This window comes from Streptacidiphilus jiangxiensis (genome assembly GCF_900109465.1).
Lineage (GTDB): Bacteria > Actinomycetota > Actinomycetes > Streptomycetales > Streptomycetaceae > Streptacidiphilus > Streptacidiphilus jiangxiensis.
Genome location: NZ_FOAZ01000014.1, coordinates 108,926 through 125,647, shown reverse-complemented (window position 1 = coordinate 125,647; position 16,722 = coordinate 108,926). Strand labels below are relative to the sequence as shown.

Genomic DNA, 16,722 nt, shown 5'->3' with positions numbered 1-16,722 from the left:
CTCACCCGCCGGGCCGGACGTCTGCGTCGGCGCCGAGGACCACGCCGCGTCGAGCGAAGAACCGGTCCAGGTCCGCCCACGGCACGCGCGCGTAGTGCTGACTCCCCGGGTAGCCGGAGGGGTTGTTGACGTACAGCGCCTCGTCGTCGTGGTCCACGGCCAGCACCAGGTGCCCGCCACGGAACGGAGGTTCGGGATTCAGGGTGCGGATGGACGGGTGCACGGAGAGCATCGGCAGCCGTCCTGCGTCGAGATGCGCGCGGATCCCGGCCGGGTCGAGCGAGGTCTCCACCGTGGCCGCCAGTCCCCAGCGTTCGCCTGCGTAGCGGGCGAAGGGCGCGTAGATCAGCCCCTCGACCCGTTCCCCGTCCACGACGTAGCCGCCGGCCGCGACGCACTGGTGCGCGAGCTCGACCGTGCCGGGGGCGGAGCCGCGCCAGTGCAGCAACGCCATCCGCAGACACGCCATCCCGCAGACCCGTCGGCACCACCATGCGTACTCCTGCGGCGTCGAAGCGCCCGACTCGGCCCAGCGTGGGTCGTCCTGCGCGGCGAGCGTGCCCGAGATGAGCTCGGGGACGAGCTCGGGGGAGCCGAACTGGGAGCAGTAGGGCACGGTGCCGGTGGCGGTGATCTCCATGGGTCGATTCTGCACGCGTTCTGCCCGCACCATTGACCGGCGCCGGAGCGACTTCTACATTCCTCCATACCGACCGGTAGGTGTGCTGAATTCCATTTCACAGACGACTGGAATCCGTCCTGGCCGCACGCGCGCGTCTTCCCGCGTGCGCGCCGGGTGCGAGGAGGGCTCCGCATGTCCGTGTCCGTGCCCCTGACCGCCCCGACCCCGCTCGCCCGGCTGTGGCGAAGAGAACTCGCCCACTACCCCGACACGGCGCGCCGCTATCTCTATCTCGGCATCGTGGTCGTCACCACGGTGGTGCTCTACTACGAGCTGTACGTGCAGTACGCGGTGGCGACCTCGATCATCCGCCACTACGACATGAGCTTCCGCACCTTCGTCTGGATCAGCGTCATCGGCAACGCCGTCGGCGCCTTCGCCTCGCTCGTGGCCGGCTTCGCCGACCGGTGGGGACGCGCCAACCTCGTCGTCTACGGGCTGCTGGTGGCGGCCCTGCTGCTGGTCCTCGGCCTGCCGAACGCGCCCGACAAGAACGTCTACCTGGTGCTCTTCTCTGCCGTCAGCTTCGTCGAGGGCATCGTCCTGGTCGCCACCCCGGCCCTGATCCGCGACTTCTCCCCGCAGCTCGGCCGGGCCACCGCCATGGGTTACTGGACGATGGGTCCGGTCATCGGCAGCCTCGTCGTCACCGAGGTGACCAGCGCGACGCTCTCCACGGCGGGCTGGCAGGACGAGCTGCGCTACTCCGGCTACGCGGGCCTGCTCGTCTTCGTCCTGGCCCTGTTCGGGCTCCGCGAGCTCTCACCGCGGCTGCGCGACCAGATCATGGTCAGCCTGCGCGACCGCGCCCTGGTCGAGGCCCGCGCCGCCGGGATCGACCCCGAGCGCCAACTGAAGGGCCACTGGCGGCAGATGATGCGCCTGGACGTGGTCGGCTCGGCGTTCGCGATCAGCGTCTTCCTGCTCTTCTACTTCGCCGCCGTCGGCAACTTCGTCGTCTACTTCGCCACCACCTTCGGCTACTCCGAGCAGCGCGCCAACGCACTCGCCAACTGGTACTGGGCGCCGAACGCGGTGGCGCTGGTCGTCGTCGGCCTGCTCTCGGACCGGCTGCGGGTCCGCAAGCCCTTCATGATCGTGGGAGCGCTCGGCACGATGGCCGCGACCGCGGTCTTCGCGACCCGCGCCACGCATCCCACCACGGGTTACTACACCTTCGCCCTGCTGTGCGCGTGCGTCGGCGTCCTCAGCGGCGTCGCCTACGCGCCGTGGATGGCGAGCTTCACCGAGACGGTCGAGAAGCACAACCCTGCCGCGACCGCGACCGGCCTCGCGGTGTGGGGCTGGATCATCCGCATCGTCGTCGCGGTCTCGGCGGCGTTCGTCCCGGTCGTCGTCACCGCCGTGACCCCGCTGGTCGAGCACGGTTCCCAGGTCGCCGCCGCACAGGCGGAGGCGGGCCCGGCCCTGGCCGTGGTCCAGGCCCACCCCCAGCTCTTCGCCGAGCTCGGCAAGTACCCGCCGACGGCCATCCCGCCCGCCCTGCTCGCCCAGGCCGCCCAGGAGGTCGGCCCCGCCAACCTGCAGCTCGTCGCCAAGGCCCAACCGCAGCTGACGATCCTGCAGACCTACGGCCCCGAGGTCCAGAAGGCGGCGGCCCAGGGCCCCGGCCAGTGGCAGACCTGGTGGTGGATCTGCTTCGCCGGCCAGGCGCTCTTCATCCCCTTCGTCTTCACCATGACCGGCCGCTGGAGGCCCCGCCGCGCCCGCGAGGACGCCGAGGCCCACGAGGCAGCGGTCGCCCGCGAACTGGCGGCCCTCACGGAGTGACAGCCGTGCCGGGCGCCGGCTCGCGGCGCCCGGCACGCGCAGGGGACGGTAATCAGTGCTGGGCTCGGGACTGGCTCATCGTCTCCTCCAGCAGTTCGGCGAGCCGCAGTGGGGTGCGGTCCTCGAACATCGGGCCGATGAGCTGGACGCCCACGGGAAGGCCTTCCGGGGACAGCCCCGCCGGGACGGCGGTGGCGGGCAGGCCGGGCATGGTGGCCAACCCGGCCCAGACCAGTTGGTCGAAATACGGGAAGGCGACCCCGTCGACGTCGATCCGGCGCTCCATCGGGTTGGGATGGTGGTCGTGCGGGAACGCGGGGGTCGGCGTGACCGGACAGACCACGACGTCGAACTCGGCGAACAGCCGCCGCCACGCGTGGCGATGGAGCTCGCGGCGGCCGTTCAGCCCGACCCAGTCGCGATGGCTGAGCACCACGCCGCGCAGCCGCGCCGCCTCGAGGCTGTCGTCGTCCGCGCTCAGCCCGGCCACGCGGGCCCGCACCTGCTCGTACGCCTCCATCGGGAACCGCGCAGCGGAGTTCGACACCAGCAGCTGCATGTAGATCGTGGCGGCCTCGCCGAGGTCGGGGAGCAGCGCACTGTGCCGCTCGACGCGGGCACCGCCCTCGGTCAGCGCGTCGGCCACCCGGTTCACTGCCGCCCGCACGGCGACCCCGCTCGCGATGCGCGGATGGTCCTCGACGACCAGGACCCGGAAGTCGCCCAGCCGCTGGTGGCGCGGCGGCGGCAGCCTCATGTCGTACGCCACCCCGTGCGTCAGCGGGTCCGGGCCGGCCATGACGTCGAGCAGGAGCGTGAGGTCACGCGCGGAGCGCGCCATCGGGCCGACGACGGCGAGGTCCTGGTCGGCGGGCAGGGCCGGTCCGGGCGGTGGGACCATGCCGCGGCTCGCCAGCAACCCGAGGCTCGGCTTGTGGGCGTGGATGCCGCAGAAGTGTGCCGGGGTGCGCAGCGAACCGGCGATGTCGGAGCCGATCGACAGCGCCCCGAACCCGGCGGCGAGGGCCGCGGCCGACCCACCTGAGGATCCGCCCGGCGTGCGGGTGGGGTCCCACGGGTTGTTGGTGGTGCCGTAGATCTCGTTGAAGCTCTGAATGTCCTGCAGACCCAAGGGCACGTTGGTCTTGCCGAGGACCACCGCGCCCGCGGACTTGAGCCGTGACACCTGCACGGCGTCTTCGGCGGGCAAGTGGTTCCGGTACGCCGGGATGCCCCACGTCGTGGGCAGCCCGGCGACGTCGTAGGACTCCTTGACCGTCACCGGGATGCCGAGCAGCGCCAGATCCTCCCCCCGAGCACGCGCCCGGTCCGCGTCGCGCGCGGCCGCTCTCGCCCGGTCGAAGTCCGGTACGCAGATCGCGTTGATCGTCTTGTCGTCCCGCTCGATTCGGGCGATCGCCTCGTCGGTCAGCTCCACCGAGGACACGTCGCCGGCCCGCAGCGCGGCGACGAGCTCTTCGGCGGTCGGAAAGTTCGACTCCATGGACCGACCGTACCGACCCCTCGAAAGGGCCACGAAATGCCGATTCACGCAACGGAATTCGGGTGGAGGGGAGGGCTCGGGGGGGGCCGGTTCGGGCGTCTGGGACGATGTGGCCGTGCATGTTGACGACCGGATCGGCGAGGGTGTCTCGGCGGAGCTCGCGGAATTCCTCCGGGGGGCCGTCGACGACCGTCCTGCGAAGATCGCCCCTGCCGTGTGCGACGGGTGCGGCGGCCGCTGGTTCTCCGTGCTCGTCGACGGCATGGAGGGCGCAGCTGAGCGGGAGTGCCCCGGCTGCGGCAGGCGGGCGTTCATCGCCGACAGCGAGGAGTTCGAGGACGCCGTTGCGTTCTTGCTGGCGGAGGACGGGCCGGTCCGCTGGGTGACGCTTGGCCTGCGGTGCCAGCACGACGGCGCCGTCGAGTCCTGTGCCGATTGGAAGATCGATTACGGTCCCACTGATCACCTGCTGGGTAGGGCTTGAGTCGGCCTTGGTTCTGGCGGTGAGGGGGACTACCGGGCCACATGACACGACCGCTTAGCCTGTGGCGCATGCCGCGGAACTGGCGGCCCGCGGTGCCCGGGACGTCGTGCGGTCTCGGGCCTGTGACCAGGCCGAAGGCATCCTCGCCGCCGGCTGACCGCTCACCACCCTCGGCCGTGCGTGCATCAGTAGGGGTTCCCTGAGGCCATCCGCAGCCGTATCGTTTATCGATAGCATCGATAAACGATACGGGCGAGGGTGTTGCCATGACCGAGGAACCGAAACTGCTCGAACCGCTGGCCACCGCGGTGGGGTTCGTGCTCAAGCTGGTGATCGCCCTACTGGCGCTCGGCTTCGTGTTGAGCCTGTTCAACAGCAACGTTCATGTCGGCTGGAGCTCGGGGAACGTCTGCGCCACCGACCAGAACTTCCTGAGCAGCACCAGCGGCGACAGCACCCTGGACCAGATGGAGTTCCTGCCCAAGGGCGGCGCGACCGTCGGCTTGCATCCGCAGTTCTGCACCTCGAACCCGAGCGGCTTCCAGCGGCTGCTGGTCACGTTCGAGCAGCTGCCGACCCTCCTGATGGCCGTCGGCTCCCTGCTCTGGCTCAACGCGCTGTTGCGCCGCGCCGCCCGGGACGGGGTCTACACCCTGCGGACGACGGCCGGGATCAAGCGGTTCGGTTGGTGGCTGCTCGTCGGCAGTCTCGTCGTCTCCGCGGCGAAGGCCGCCGCGCAGGCCGCGCTGCTGGCGACGCTGACCGGGCGGGCCACCTCCACGGCCGCGTCCTGGCTCTCCACCTGGAGTTTCCCAACCGGCATGGTGTTCACTGCTCTTGGGCTGTTCACCTTCGCGCGGATCCTGCGCGCGGGCGCGGCCATGCGAGAGGACCTCGAAGGGACCGTGTGATGTCGTCGACCGAACCCCCGGAAGGCCACGGCATCGAGGTCCACCTCGACCGGCTGCTTGCCGAACGGGGCATGACTCTCACTGAACTGGCCCAACGGGTCGGCGTCACGACCGTCAACCTGTCGATCCTGAAGAACGGTCGTGCCAAGGCGGTCCGCTTCACCACCCTCACCAGTCTGTGCGAGGCCCTGGACTGCCAGCCGGGCGACCTGCTCGCCTACCGCCCCGAGGGCCGGCCGGGGTAGATCACCCCGGCGAAGGTTCGTTCTCCGGAAAGTGGCAGGCGACCAGGTGACCCGAGCGCAGTTCGCGCAGGGGCGGTTCGACCTGGCGGCAGATCTCCTGGGCCTTCCAGCAACGGGTGTGGAAGCGGCAGGCCGGTGGCGGGTTGACCGGGGAGGGGACGTCGCCGGTGAGGAGGATGCGTTCGCGTTGCTGCTTGCGCTTGGGGTCCGGGACGGGGACGGCGGACATGAGGGCGACGGTGTAGGGGTGGAGCGGGGCGTGGTAGAGGGAGTCGCGGCCGCCCAGTTCGACGACCTTGCCCAGGTACATCACCGCCACGCGGTCCGAGACGTGGCGGACGACGGACAGGTCGTGGGCGATGATCACGTAGGTGAGACCCAGTTCGCCCTGGAGGTCGTCCAGCAGGTTCACCACCTGCGCCTGGATCGAGACGTCCAGCGCCGAGACCGGCTCGTCGGCCACGATCAGCTTGGGACGCAGGGCCAGCGCCCGCGCGATGCCGATGCGTTGGCGCTGGCCGCCGGAGAACTCGTGCGGATAGCGGTTGTAGTGCTCGGGGCTCAGCCCGCACAGCTCCAGCAGTTCCTGCACGGCCTTCTTGACGCCGTGTTCGGTCTTCACGCCCTGGAGGCGGAACGGCGCGCCGACGATCGTGCCGACGGTGTGGCGGGGGTTCAGCGAGGAGTACGGGTCCTGGAAGATCATCTGGATGTCGCGGCGCAGCGGGCGCATCGCGCCGGTGCTCAGGTGCGTGATGTCACGGCCCTCGAAACGGATCGAGCCTGCGGTCGGCTCGAGCAGGCGGACCAGCAGCCGGCCCGTCGTGGTCTTGCCGCAGCCGGACTCGCCGACGACCCCCAGTGTCTCCCCGGCGCGGACGGTGAAGGCCACGCCGTCGACCGCGCGCACCGCGCCGATCTGGCGTTGGAGCAGGCCCTGACGGATCGGGAAGTGCTTGACCAGGGCGTCGACCTGGAGCAGGGCCTCGCCGTCCACGGGTGCGGTGCCCGGTGCGGGCACGGTCTCGGTCGTCATCGCAGCGGCCTCCTTCCATGGCGAGACCCGCAGGGTCACAGTCCCGGTGCGACGTCCTCACTGAAAATGCGCTGCCGATCCTCCGGGGTGAGATGGCAGGCGACGGTGTGGTCGGGGTCGTCCGCGTCCACCGGGACCAGCGGCGGTACCTCCGTGTTCGAGCGGCCGTCGGTCAGCAGGGCGTAGCGGCAGCGCGGGTGGAAGGGGCAGCCCGGCGGGACGCGGATCAGGCTTGGCGGATTGCCCTCGATCGGCAGCAGCCGGTCCTGACGCTCGCGGTTGATCCGCGGCATCGAGGCGAGCAGGCCCCAGGTGTAGGGGTGCTGCGGACGGGAGAAGACCTGCTCGGCCGGCCCGTGCTCCATGCACCGGCCCGCGTACATCACCAGGATGTCGTCGGCGATCTCGGCGACCACGCCCAGGTCGTGGGTGATGATGACGACGGCCGAGCCGGTCTCGCGCTGCAGGTCCCGGATGAGGTCGAGGATCTGTGCCTGGACGGTGACGTCGAGCGCGGTGGTCGGCTCGTCCGCGATCAGCAGGTCCGGGTCGTTGACCAGCGCCATCGCGATCATCGCGCGCTGGCGCATGCCGCCGGAGAACTGGTGCGGGTAGTCGTCGACGCGCTTGTCCGGCTGGGGGATGCCGACCCGGGCGAGCATCTCCACGGCCCGCTCGTGGGCCTGCTTGCGGTGGACGTCGGGGTGGTGGACCCGATAGGCCTCCGTGATCTGCCGACCGATGCTGTAGAAGGGGTGCATGGCCGTCAACGGGTCCTGGAAGATCATCGCCATCTTCCGGCCGCGCAGCTGTCGCACCCGCTCGGGATCGGCGTTGACCAGCTCCTCCCCGTCGAGCCACACCTCGCCCGTCACCCGGGCCCGACCGGAGCGGTGCAGGCCCATGATGCCCAGCGAGGTCACCGACTTGCCCGAGCCGGACTCGCCGACGATCCCGAGGGCGCGGCCGCGGTCGAGGCGGAAGGTCAGGCCGTCCACGGCCCGGACCAGGCCGTCGTCGGTGTCGAAGTGGATGCGCAGGTCCCGCACGCTCAGGAAGGCCGAATCGGGCGGGCCCTCCCCGGCCGTGACGGTGCCGGTGCCGGTGCGCAGATGGGGACGCTTCATCGCTCGCCCCTCACTTGTACCTGACACGAGGATCGACGGCGACGTAGAGGACGTCGACGACGAGATTGGCGGCCACGATGAAGAAGGCCGCCAGGGTGGTCACCGCCAGGATCTGCGGCAGGTCGTTGTCGGTGATGGCCTCCACCGCGTACTGACCCACCCCGGGCAGGGAGAAGGCAGTCTCGGTCAGCACCGCGCCGCCGAGCAGCAGGCCGAGGTCCAGTCCGAAGATGGTGATGATCGGGGTCAGCGCGGCGCGCAGCCCGTGCCGGACCACGACCTGACGTTCCGGCAGACCTTTGGCCCGCGCGGTGCGGATGTAGTCCTCGCTCATCGTCTCCAGCATTCCGGCGCGGGTCAGCCGCGCGTAGAGGGCGGAGTAGAGGAAGGCGAGGGTGACCCACGGCAGCACCAGGTTCTTCGCCCACAGCAGCGGGTCCTGGGTCAGCGGCACGTACTGGAGGTTGGGGAAGATCGGCCACTTGTAGCTGAACAGGGCCAGCGACAGCAGCGCGGTGAAGAAGATCGGCAGCGAGACGCCGGCCAGGGCCAGGCCCATGGAGAGCCGGTCGAAGACCGAGCCGCGCTTGAGCGCGGAGAGCACGCCGATCGCCACGCCGGTGACCACCCAGATCACCGCCGCGCCGGCGGCCAGCGAGATGGTCACCGGCAGGCGTGAGACGATCTCCGGCCAGACCGGCAGGTGGCTCTTGAACGAGTAGCCGAAGCAGGGGACGTGGCACACCGACGCGTCGGGGCCGTAGCGGAACGTCCGGCCGGCCACGATGCCGTGGGCGAACTCCCACCACTGCTGGTAGATCGGTTGGTCGAAGCCGAGGTTCTTCTCCACGGCCGCGAGCGCCTCCGGGCTCGGGTCGCGGCCCACGTACTGGGCGGCGAGCTGGGTGCTGGTCTCGCCGGCCAGTCGTGGCACCAGGAAGAAGATGCCAAAGGTGATCATGGTGACGGCGATCAGCAGGAAGATCGCCGCGATCACCCGGCGGACGATGTACGCGGTCACCGCACGGCTCCGGAATCACTAGGCCGGGGTCACTTGGTGGAGCCGACGTTGAGGTAGTCGTACATGCCGTAGGCCTCGGTCACGTAGATGTTGGTGGCGGCGGCCGGCCGGTACAGCAGGTCCTTGCGGTAGAGCAGCGGCACGATCGCCGCCTGCTGCATCGCGGCCTTGTCGATGGTGCCCCAGGCCTGGAGCCGCGCCGACTCGTCGGTGTTCTGGATCGCCGACGACAGCATCTGGTTGATGTTCGGGTCGTTCAGCTCGGAGAGGTTGCTGTTGCCGGAGGCCTTGATGGTGGCGCCGTCCAGGATCTGCTCCAGGAAGCCGTAGCCGGTCGGCCAGTCGGCGGCCCAGGCCATCATCATCAGGCCGAGGTCGTGGGAGTGGACGAAGGCGGGAGCGCCCGCGTTGTCGGTGAAGTACTTGCCGGACGGGTACTGCTGGATGTCGACGTTGATGCCGACCTTCTTCAGCGAGGCCTGGATGGCCTGCGCCATGGCGATCTCGTTCGGCCGGTCGGAGCGCGCCGACAGGTTGGTGGTGAAGCCGTTCGGCATGCCGCACATCGACAGCTGCTGCTTGGCGGAGTTCAGCCCCTGCGTGCTGTCCGCACCCGCGTTGCCCGGCGTCGGGTACTGGTCGGGGTACTGCGTGTAGCCGTTGACGGTCGGCGGCAGCACGGTGGAGGCGATGTCGCCGTGGACGTCACCGCCGGTCGCGGTCTGCACGGAGGTCTTGTCGATCGCGTACTCGACCGCCTGGCGGCAGTGGATGTTGTTGAACGGCGCCACGTTGGTCGAGATCGCCACGTAGGCGAGCGCGCCGCTCTGGGCGTCGTCGATGTGGCTCTTCTGGCTGGGGTTGGACAGCGCCGTCGCCTGCGTGGCGGCGGCCATGCCGGCGCCGGCCATGTCGAGCGTGGTGTTGCCGGCGATCAGGTTCTGGTCGACGGTGGTCTGCGCGATGTTGAAGTCGATGGTGATCTTGTCCGGGTACTGCTTGCGCAGCGGGTCGCTGCCGGCGCTCCAGTTGGGGTTCTTCACCAGGGTCGCGCCCTTGCCGTCCGTGTAGCTGCTGAACATGTAGGAGCCGGACGAGACGATGTTGTTCACGTACGAGGCGCCGGTGTCCTTGGCGGCCGGGACGGGCGCCGTCTGCGGGTTGCTGACCAGGTAGTCGAAGTCCGCGAACGGCTGCTTGAGGTGGAAGACGATCGTGTGGGTGTCGGGGGTCTGGATCGAGTCCAGGCCGCCGGTCTTGTCCTTGTACGGCCCCGGGTACGGGGTCGAGTTGTCGACCAGGTACTGGTGGAAGTAGGTCGGGCCGTTGGAGAGCACGTCGGGGGCGTAGTTGCTGCGCTCGATCGCGTACTTCACGTCCGCGGTGGTGATCGGCGTGCCGTCGGAGAACTTCAGGCCCGTGCGGATGTGGTACGTCCAGGTCTTGCCGCCGTCACTCGGCGTGCCGAGGCCGGTGGCGAGGTCCGGTACGAGCTTGAGGCCGCCGGTACCGGGCGCCGGGGTGAACGTGGTCAGGGCCCTCGCGTACAGCCGGGAGAAGTCCCACATGAACGCGTAGTAGGTGTTGCCCGGATCCATCGAGTCGGGGGTGCTGGAGAGCTGGTAGGCGACCGTGCCGCCGGCGTGCGTCGAGGGGTTGACCACCCCGGTGATACCCGCGTTGTACGAGCTCGAGCTGCTGCTGCTCGTGCCGCCGCCGCTGGAACTGCAGGAGGTCGCCGCGAGCACCACCGCGGCGGCGGCCGCCGCGAGGACGGCTGTCTTCGAGCTTCTGATGGTCCTCATGGTGACTGCCTCCTCCTCGCGTGCTTTCAGTTGCTCCTCGGGTCCAGCGCGTCGCGCAGACCGTCGCCGAGCAGGTTGAAGGCCAGGACGGTGATGAAGATGGCGAGGCCCGGGACGACCATGAACCACGGGTCCGCCTGGTAGAGGCTGATCGACTGGTTGAGCATCCCGCCCCAGGACGCCTGCGGCGGCTGGATGCCGACGCCGAGGAAGCTCAGACCGGCCTCGAAAAGGATGTTGGTGGGGATCAGCAGCGTGGAGTACACGATGATCGGGGCGACGAGGTTCGGCAGCAGCTCCTTGAAGAGGATGTAGTGCCCGTGGGCGCCCATGCTCCGCGCCGCGTCGACGAACTCGCGTTCGCGGAGCGAGAGCGTCTGCCCTCGGATGATGCGGCCCATGTAGGGCCAGCTGAAGAACCCGATGACGAAGATCAGCACGCTGATGTGCAGGGTCAGCCCGTGCAGTCCGAAGGCGCCGCCCTGCAGGGAGGCGGAGAGAGCGATGGCGAACAGCAGCAGCGGGAACGCGAGGAAGATGTCCATCAGGCGACTGATCACGGTGTCCACCCAGCCGCCGTAGTACCCGGCGGCCACCCCGAGCACGGTGCCGATGGTGACCGAGAGGATCGTCGCGCCGAAGGCGACGGCGAGGGAGACCCAGGAACCCTCGATGATCCGCGCGAGCAGGTCGCGCCCGTACTGGGGCTCGACCCCCAGCGGGTGCGCCCAACTGATCCCTCCGAAGCTGCCCTTGGGTTTGAGTAGCACCGGGTCGATGAGCTCCTGGTGGAAGGCGTTCGGGTCCAGCCCGAAGATCCCCTCGATGGGCTTGGCCAGCACCGCGAGCAGGACCAGGCAGACGACGACGATCCCGCCCGCCATCGCGACCTTGTCGCGCTTGAACCGGATCCAGGCGATCTGGCCGAGGGAGCGGCCCTCGATCTTCTCCTGGTCCACTCCGGCCAGCACGGATTCGGGCTGCGCCTCTGCTGCGGAGCCTGTCACGTCGAGCGGGGAGGTCATCTTGCTGCTCCCGGGCCGACGGGGACCTACTCGTCAGTCCGGAAGTGATTATAGGGCGAATGCTCCTTTATGCATATGGGATGCGTAAAGGAGATATATCGGACTTATCTGTCGGACATGCGTGGGACGAAGCCCGCCGCGTCCGCGGCCAGCTCCCGGCGGGTCGCGGACAGGACGCGGACCTCCCCCGACGCCCGGGCGTCGAGCGCCGCGCGGAGGCGGGAGACGCGGAGCGAACCCATGTAGGCGGGGATATCCGCCGGGGCGACCCACGCCGCGTCGCGTATCTCGTCCGGCTGCAGCCGCAGCGGCGGGTGCGGGAGCGGGACCGTGCCGAGGTCCAGGTAGAACTGGACGCCCGGCATGTTCGGCAGGTCGGAGGCGTCGCCGACCGCCCAGGCGAGATGGAGCAGACGACCGGCCCGCAGACGCAGGCCCGTCTCCTCGGCCAGCTCGCGTTCCGCCGCCTGCTCGGGCGTCTCCCCGGGATCGATCACGCCGCCCGGACAGCCCCACGGCTCGCGGTTGAAGCAGCGCACCAGCAGAACCCGGCCGGCCGGGTCGGTGACGACGCAGGAGACGGCGGGGAACGCGCGGGCGATGCCGCTCAGGTACGACTCGGGATCGGTCATGGTCCGGGCTCCTCAGTCCTTCTGGTCCTGGTGTCGCTGCTCTGGAATCGGACGGTCGCTCTGGAGACTCCAGAGACGCTGGAAGATCCCGGGCTGGTTCACCAGCTCCGCGAAGCTCCCCGACTGCGTGATCCGTCCGCCCTCCATGCACACGATCCGATCCGCCACCGAGGCGTTGGCCAGGTTGTGCGTGACGAGGATGACCGCGCGGTCCGCGGCGATCTCGCGCAGGCCGGTGAAGATGCGGTGCTCGGCGCGCGGGTCGAGGTCACTGGTCGGCTCGTCGAGTACCAGCAGGCCGCCGCCCCGGTGCAGCGAGCGGGCCACCGCGAAGCGCTGCCACTGCCCCGAGGAGAGCGCCACCCCGCCCCAGAACTCCCTGGCCAGCAGCGTGTCCAGGCCGCTGCGCAGCGAGGCGATCACGTCGTCGGCGCCGCTGGCCGCGGCCGCGCGCAGGACCGAGGTGTCCCCGTCGGGCCGCGGCTGACCCAGATGGATGTTCTCCCGCGCACTCATCGGCCAACGGGCGAACTCCTGGGGCACGACGGCGACGTGACGCCAGAGGGCGTGCGGGTCGAGCTCGCGGGTGTCGACGCCGTCCCACTCGACCGCGCCCGCGGTCGGCAGGTTGAGCCCGCAGAGCAGACGCATCAGCGTCGACTTGCCCGAGCCGTTCTCGCCGATCAGGGCGACGATCTCGCCGCGCCGGATCTCCAGGTCGACCTCGTGCAGCGTCTCCTTCTCGGCCGTCGGGTAGGTGAAGGAGACTTTGCGCGCCGCCACCACGGCGGGCGCCTCGGGCACGCCGTGGCCGCGGGCCAGCCGCATGCCGGAGGCCTCGGCGACGAAGGTGGACCAGTGGTCGAGGTAGAGGCCGCTGCGGAACAGCTGGGCGCCGTAACCCACCATGCCCTGCAGGCCCTGGGACGCCGCGCGGAGCGCGAAGACGGCCGTGCCGGCCGAACCGATGCTGATCAGCCCGGCAGAGAGCAGCAGCGCCAGCGTCACCCAGACCGCCCCCGAGGTGAGCCCCGCCGCGACCGACCCGACCAGGCTGATCCGCGCCCCGCGCCAGACGGCCCGGTTGGTCTGCCGCTCCACCTCCTCGGCGGCGGCCGAGTACTTGCCGAGCAGGTAGGGCGCGATGGTGTCGCTGCGGATCTGGTCGGCCTGCCACTTGTCGCCCAGGTGCCAGCGCAGCATGCCCATCACCCGACGCAGGCCGGACGTGGCGATCATCGCCTCGTAGGCCACCCGCGCGGCTCTGGTCGCGGCCACGGCCTGGGGGATCGCGGCCAGCAGCGTCAGCGGCAGCAGCAGCGGATGGATGATCGCGAGCACCACCGCGGCGGAGACCAGCGAGGCCGCGGAGGAGATCAGGTTCTGCGAGAGGCCGATCATGTCGGAGGCGGTGGCCGCGCCGCGGTCGGCAAGATCCCAGCGGTCGTTGAAGCCGGGGTGGTCGTAGGCGGAGAGCTCGGCGTTGGTGGCCGCGTCGAGCATCATGAACTGCGCCTCGCGGGTGACCATCGGCGAGAGTCGGTTGGACAGCGCGGTGATGGCGATCCCGAACAGCGCCCGCAGCCCCGCCGCGCCGGCGAGCACGCAGATGGCCGGCACCGCCTGGCGCAGCCGCGCGGTGATGTGCCCCGAGGCCACCAGCGCGGTGATCGTCTGATTGGTCGCCAGCAGCCCCAGGGCGCCGGTGATCGCGGAGACCAACTGGCAGGCGAGCAGCGCGACGGCCGCCCGCCGGTCCACCCGCCACGCGAGCGCGAGCGCCTCCCGCAGCAGCCGCGGCAACCGCCGCGCCATCCCGGCGGTCGTCATCCGCTGCGCGTCGCCCTCCAGGTCCTCGCCCTGGAGCGCGAACCGCAGGGCCTCATCGGTGGCGGCCGTGGAGGAGTCGACGGTGGAATCGGTGGAATCAGGGGTGGAATCGGTGGTGGCGTCCAGAGTCACAGGCACGCTCCGGCAGACTCGACGTGAGCACACGCTTCTGCATGTCCTGTCTGCCGTTGTACCGGCGGGGTCCGACAGCGCTCACTCCTTCGAGTGGCAACGGCCGGGTTTGCTTGCACGCTGTCCTGACATCGACCGCATCTGCCGCGCCACAGGGGACAGCTGCTGCATCAGCGCCGTCGACCCTGGCCGGTCAGCGCTTCAAAGCACGGTCATTGACATGCCGTTGGGCGCCTGAGGAGCATGAGCGTATGTCACTTTGGCGACAGCTCCGCACCGATGTCCGCGACGGCAAGAACCTGGAGATTTACGCCACTGGACTGGTTTCTTTGTCGCTGGCGGTACTGGGAGTGCTGGGAACCGTCTCGCCCGGCATACTCTCCGCAGCCACCCTCGCCACGCTGGCGTTGCTGGCCGGCAGTGCTCTCGAGGGTCGACATGCGGGCGAGCGTCTTGAGCGCAGTCACAGAGAACTGGCGCAGCTGGTCCGCGAACGGGTGGCGGAGGAGGTTTCGGCCGATCGATTCCTCACCACAACGAAGGTCGGCTTCGAGGAGCAACTGCGGCACGCGCGGGAAGTCTTGATCGTGGGGGTTTCCCTGTCGCGCACTCTGCGCACCCACATGGCCGACCTGGAGCGGCTTCTGCTGAACGGCGCGTCGATTCACATTGCCGTCATCGATCCGATGTCGACGGTTCCGCAGGAGGCAGCTCGCCGCAGCAGTATTCCTGACTCGCCCGACCGCTACGAGCACTATCTTCGGCCCTCGGTCGATCTGCTACGGCAACTCGCCGCGACCCCCGGTGCCGGCGGCCGGATCCAGGTACGTTTCCTGCCCTTGTTGCCCGCCTGTGGGCTGGCCCTCCTCGATGCCGATACGGACGAAGGACGTATCTACGTCGATCTGTATGTTCACCGTTCAGCAGCCGCGGACCCGGTGATGACACTGACACGCCTCAAGGATGCCCGCTGGTACCAGCACTTCCGGGACGAGTTCTACCGCATCTGGGAAAGCGGCCGCCCTGCTGGCGTCAATGACGGCTTCGCCACCGCGGTGTGAGCCCCCCGGGAGCTGCCGCCCGGGTGCAGCCCTATGTGGCCACGAACACCACGGCGGCCAAGGTCTCCCGGTCTCCCAAGCGCCCTTGGCCGCCTGGCTGCTGTCGCTGGATCACGGTCGTCCGGTCGTCCGGCTACGCGAGCTCGCGCATGCGGCGGATCGGGCTCGCGAGAAGGATCAGGGGGCTGATCGCAGCCAGCGCAGCCATCAGGACGAGAGCGGAACGGGTTCCCCACAGCGCGGCGGCGCCGCCCGCGGTCAGTGCTCCGAAGGGGATCGCGCCCCAGGAGACGAAGCGGACCGTTGCCATCACGCGCGGCAGCAGCTCCGGGGGAGTGGCGGCCTGCCGGAAGGTGCGCGTCACGATGCTGGTGACCACCACCGCGGCGGCGAAGCCGGCGTTGCCCAGGGCGAACAGGCCCAGCGTCAGGGAGCTGCCGGCCAGCGGCATCAGCAGGGCGAAGCAAGGGGTGGCCACCGCGGCCCGGCGCAGCGCCCTGCCGCTGCCCAGGCGGGCGACGATCCGGGGCGTCAGCGCCGCGCCGACCAGGCTGCCGACGCCCTCCGTCGCGATCAGCAGTCCGACCAGCGCGGGCGGCGCGCCCACGCTGCGGACCAGGAAGACGGGCGTCAGTGCCATGAGGCCGCCGCAGACGAAGTTGACGGCGGTCGCATACGCCGCGCAGGGGCCGATGACCGGGTGGCGGGTGACGTAGCGCCAGCCCTCGCGGATCATCTCGCCCATGCCGCGGCGCGGGCCTTCCTGCGCGGGGTGTGCCACCTGCGGCAGGCTGCCCATCAGCGCGGCGGACAGGACGTAGCTGACCGAGTCCACCACCATCGACGTTGCCGCGCCGAGCAACTGGACCAGCACGCCGCCGAGCGAGGGGCCGCCGAGCTGGGTCGCCGCCCGGGCGCCGGACGTCAGGCTGTTGCGCGTGGTGAGCTCCTCCTTGCTGACGATGCCGGGCAGGAAGGTCGAGTTGCCGACGTCGAAGACCACCGACGCCAGGCCGACGACCAGCGCCACCACGATCAACTGCGTCAGGCTCAGCTCGCCGAGCGCGGCCGCCACCGGCACCGAGGCCACCGCCGCGGCCCGGACCAGGTCCATCGCCACCTGCGTGCCGCGCAGCGGCAGCCGGTGCACCAGCACGCCGGCCGGGAGACCGATCAGCAGCCAGGCCACGTAGGACGCGGCCGTGATCAGGCTGACCTCGAACGCGGAGGCGTGCAGGGCCAGGACCGCCAGCAGCGGCAGGGCCACGGCGGTGACGGCGTCGCCCACCCCGCTCACGGTGGAGGCACTCCAGTACCGCCAGAACGCCGCCACCCGGGCCGCGCCCTTCGGAGGCGCCTCCTGCCCCACCTGCTGCCGTACCGCTGTGGTCATGCCGTCCCCCGTGCGCCGTCAAGTGAGTCTCTTTAGGGAACTC

The 16,722-nt window shown here is 70.0% G+C and carries 15 protein-coding genes; 5 read left to right on the top strand and 10 right to left on the bottom strand.

What is annotated here, in order from left to right; translation table 11 throughout:
• Nucleotide 1: 1 nt before the first annotated feature.
• Entirely contained in the window at nucleotides 2-640 is a 639-nt protein-coding gene (locus BMY61_RS25405) for a C39 family peptidase (RefSeq protein WP_042455076.1), read from the bottom strand.
• Between the two features lie 174 nt (nucleotides 641-814).
• Between BMY61_RS25405 and BMY61_RS25400 the strand changes: the two genes are divergently transcribed.
• Nucleotides 815-2,473 carry an MFS transporter gene (locus tag BMY61_RS25400; RefSeq protein ID WP_042455077.1) on the top strand — a complete coding sequence of 553 codons (1,659 nt, stop codon included), beginning with the start codon at nucleotides 815-817 and terminating at the stop codon, nucleotides 2,471-2,473.
• A gap of 52 nt (nucleotides 2,474-2,525) precedes the next feature.
• Here BMY61_RS25400 and BMY61_RS25395 read toward each other — a convergent pair whose 3' ends face one another.
• Nucleotides 2,526-3,977 carry an amidase gene (locus tag BMY61_RS25395; protein WP_042455079.1) on the bottom strand — a complete coding sequence of 484 codons (1,452 nt, stop codon included), beginning with the start codon at nucleotides 3,975-3,977 and terminating at the stop codon, nucleotides 2,526-2,528.
• A gap of 115 nt (nucleotides 3,978-4,092) precedes the next feature.
• Between BMY61_RS25395 and BMY61_RS25390 the strand changes: the two genes are divergently transcribed.
• The 3 genes from BMY61_RS25390 (at nucleotide 4,093) to BMY61_RS25380 (ending at nucleotide 5,617) form a co-directional block, all read left to right on the top strand.
• Nucleotides 4,093-4,461, top strand: coding sequence for a hypothetical protein (locus BMY61_RS25390; RefSeq protein WP_042455085.1), 369 nt, complete (start codon nucleotides 4,093-4,095; stop codon nucleotides 4,459-4,461).
• 266 nt (nucleotides 4,462-4,727) lie between these two features.
• The gene (locus BMY61_RS25385) at nucleotides 4,728-5,372 is read left to right on the top strand and encodes a hypothetical protein (protein ID WP_042455087.1); all 645 of its coding nucleotides are present in this window, start codon (nucleotides 4,728-4,730) and stop codon (nucleotides 5,370-5,372) included.
• Nucleotides 5,372-5,617, top strand: a complete 246-nt coding sequence (locus tag BMY61_RS25380; protein WP_042455089.1) for a helix-turn-helix domain-containing protein — start codon at nucleotides 5,372-5,374, stop codon at nucleotides 5,615-5,617. The genes BMY61_RS25385 and BMY61_RS25380 overlap by 1 nt, the downstream gene beginning before the upstream one ends.
• 1 nt (nucleotide 5,618) lies before the next feature.
• Here the strand turns inward: BMY61_RS25380 and BMY61_RS25375 are convergent, their stop codons facing one another.
• The 7 genes from BMY61_RS25375 to BMY61_RS25345 all read right to left on the bottom strand — a co-directional run bounded on the left by BMY61_RS25375 (nucleotide 5,619) and on the right by BMY61_RS25345 (nucleotide 14,231).
• Nucleotides 5,619-6,653 (bottom strand): ABC transporter ATP-binding protein, encoded by a 1,035-nt coding sequence (locus tag BMY61_RS25375; protein WP_042455091.1) that lies wholly within the window; start codon nucleotides 6,651-6,653, stop codon nucleotides 5,619-5,621.
• 35 nt (nucleotides 6,654-6,688) lie between these two features.
• Complete coding sequence (locus BMY61_RS25370; RefSeq protein ID WP_042455093.1) at nucleotides 6,689-7,780, bottom strand: ABC transporter ATP-binding protein; 1,092 nt, start codon at nucleotides 7,778-7,780, stop codon at nucleotides 6,689-6,691.
• A 10-nt stretch (nucleotides 7,781-7,790) separates the two neighbouring features.
• Nucleotides 7,791-8,801, bottom strand: a complete 1,011-nt coding sequence (locus BMY61_RS25365) for an ABC transporter permease (protein ID WP_042455095.1) — start codon at nucleotides 8,799-8,801, stop codon at nucleotides 7,791-7,793.
• A gap of 29 nt (nucleotides 8,802-8,830) precedes the next feature.
• On the bottom strand, nucleotides 8,831-10,606 hold the full coding sequence (locus BMY61_RS25360; RefSeq protein ID WP_174514553.1) for an ABC transporter substrate-binding protein: 1,776 nt from the start codon (nucleotides 10,604-10,606) through the stop codon (nucleotides 8,831-8,833).
• 26 nt (nucleotides 10,607-10,632) lie between these two features.
• A complete protein-coding gene (locus tag BMY61_RS25355; protein WP_042455098.1) occupies nucleotides 10,633-11,631 on the bottom strand; it encodes an ABC transporter permease in 999 nt (332 codons plus the stop codon).
• A 104-nt stretch (nucleotides 11,632-11,735) separates the two neighbouring features.
• Complete coding sequence (locus tag BMY61_RS25350; protein ID WP_052439201.1) at nucleotides 11,736-12,263, bottom strand: NUDIX domain-containing protein; 528 nt, start codon at nucleotides 12,261-12,263, stop codon at nucleotides 11,736-11,738.
• 12 nt (nucleotides 12,264-12,275) lie between these two features.
• Entirely contained in the window at nucleotides 12,276-14,231 is a 1,956-nt protein-coding gene (locus tag BMY61_RS25345; RefSeq protein WP_236656533.1) for an ABC transporter ATP-binding protein, read from the bottom strand.
• A gap of 245 nt (nucleotides 14,232-14,476) precedes the next feature.
• On the opposite strand from BMY61_RS25345, the gene BMY61_RS25340 reads away from it, so the two are divergent.
• The gene (locus tag BMY61_RS25340) at nucleotides 14,477-15,286 is read left to right on the top strand and encodes a hypothetical protein (RefSeq protein ID WP_042455100.1); all 810 of its coding nucleotides are present in this window, start codon (nucleotides 14,477-14,479) and stop codon (nucleotides 15,284-15,286) included.
• A 133-nt stretch (nucleotides 15,287-15,419) separates the two neighbouring features.
• Here the strand turns inward: BMY61_RS25340 and BMY61_RS25335 are convergent, their stop codons facing one another.
• On the bottom strand, nucleotides 15,420-16,679 hold the full coding sequence (locus BMY61_RS25335) for an MFS transporter (RefSeq protein WP_042455103.1): 1,260 nt from the start codon (nucleotides 16,677-16,679) through the stop codon (nucleotides 15,420-15,422).
• Between the last annotated feature and the right edge of the window lie 43 nt (nucleotides 16,680-16,722).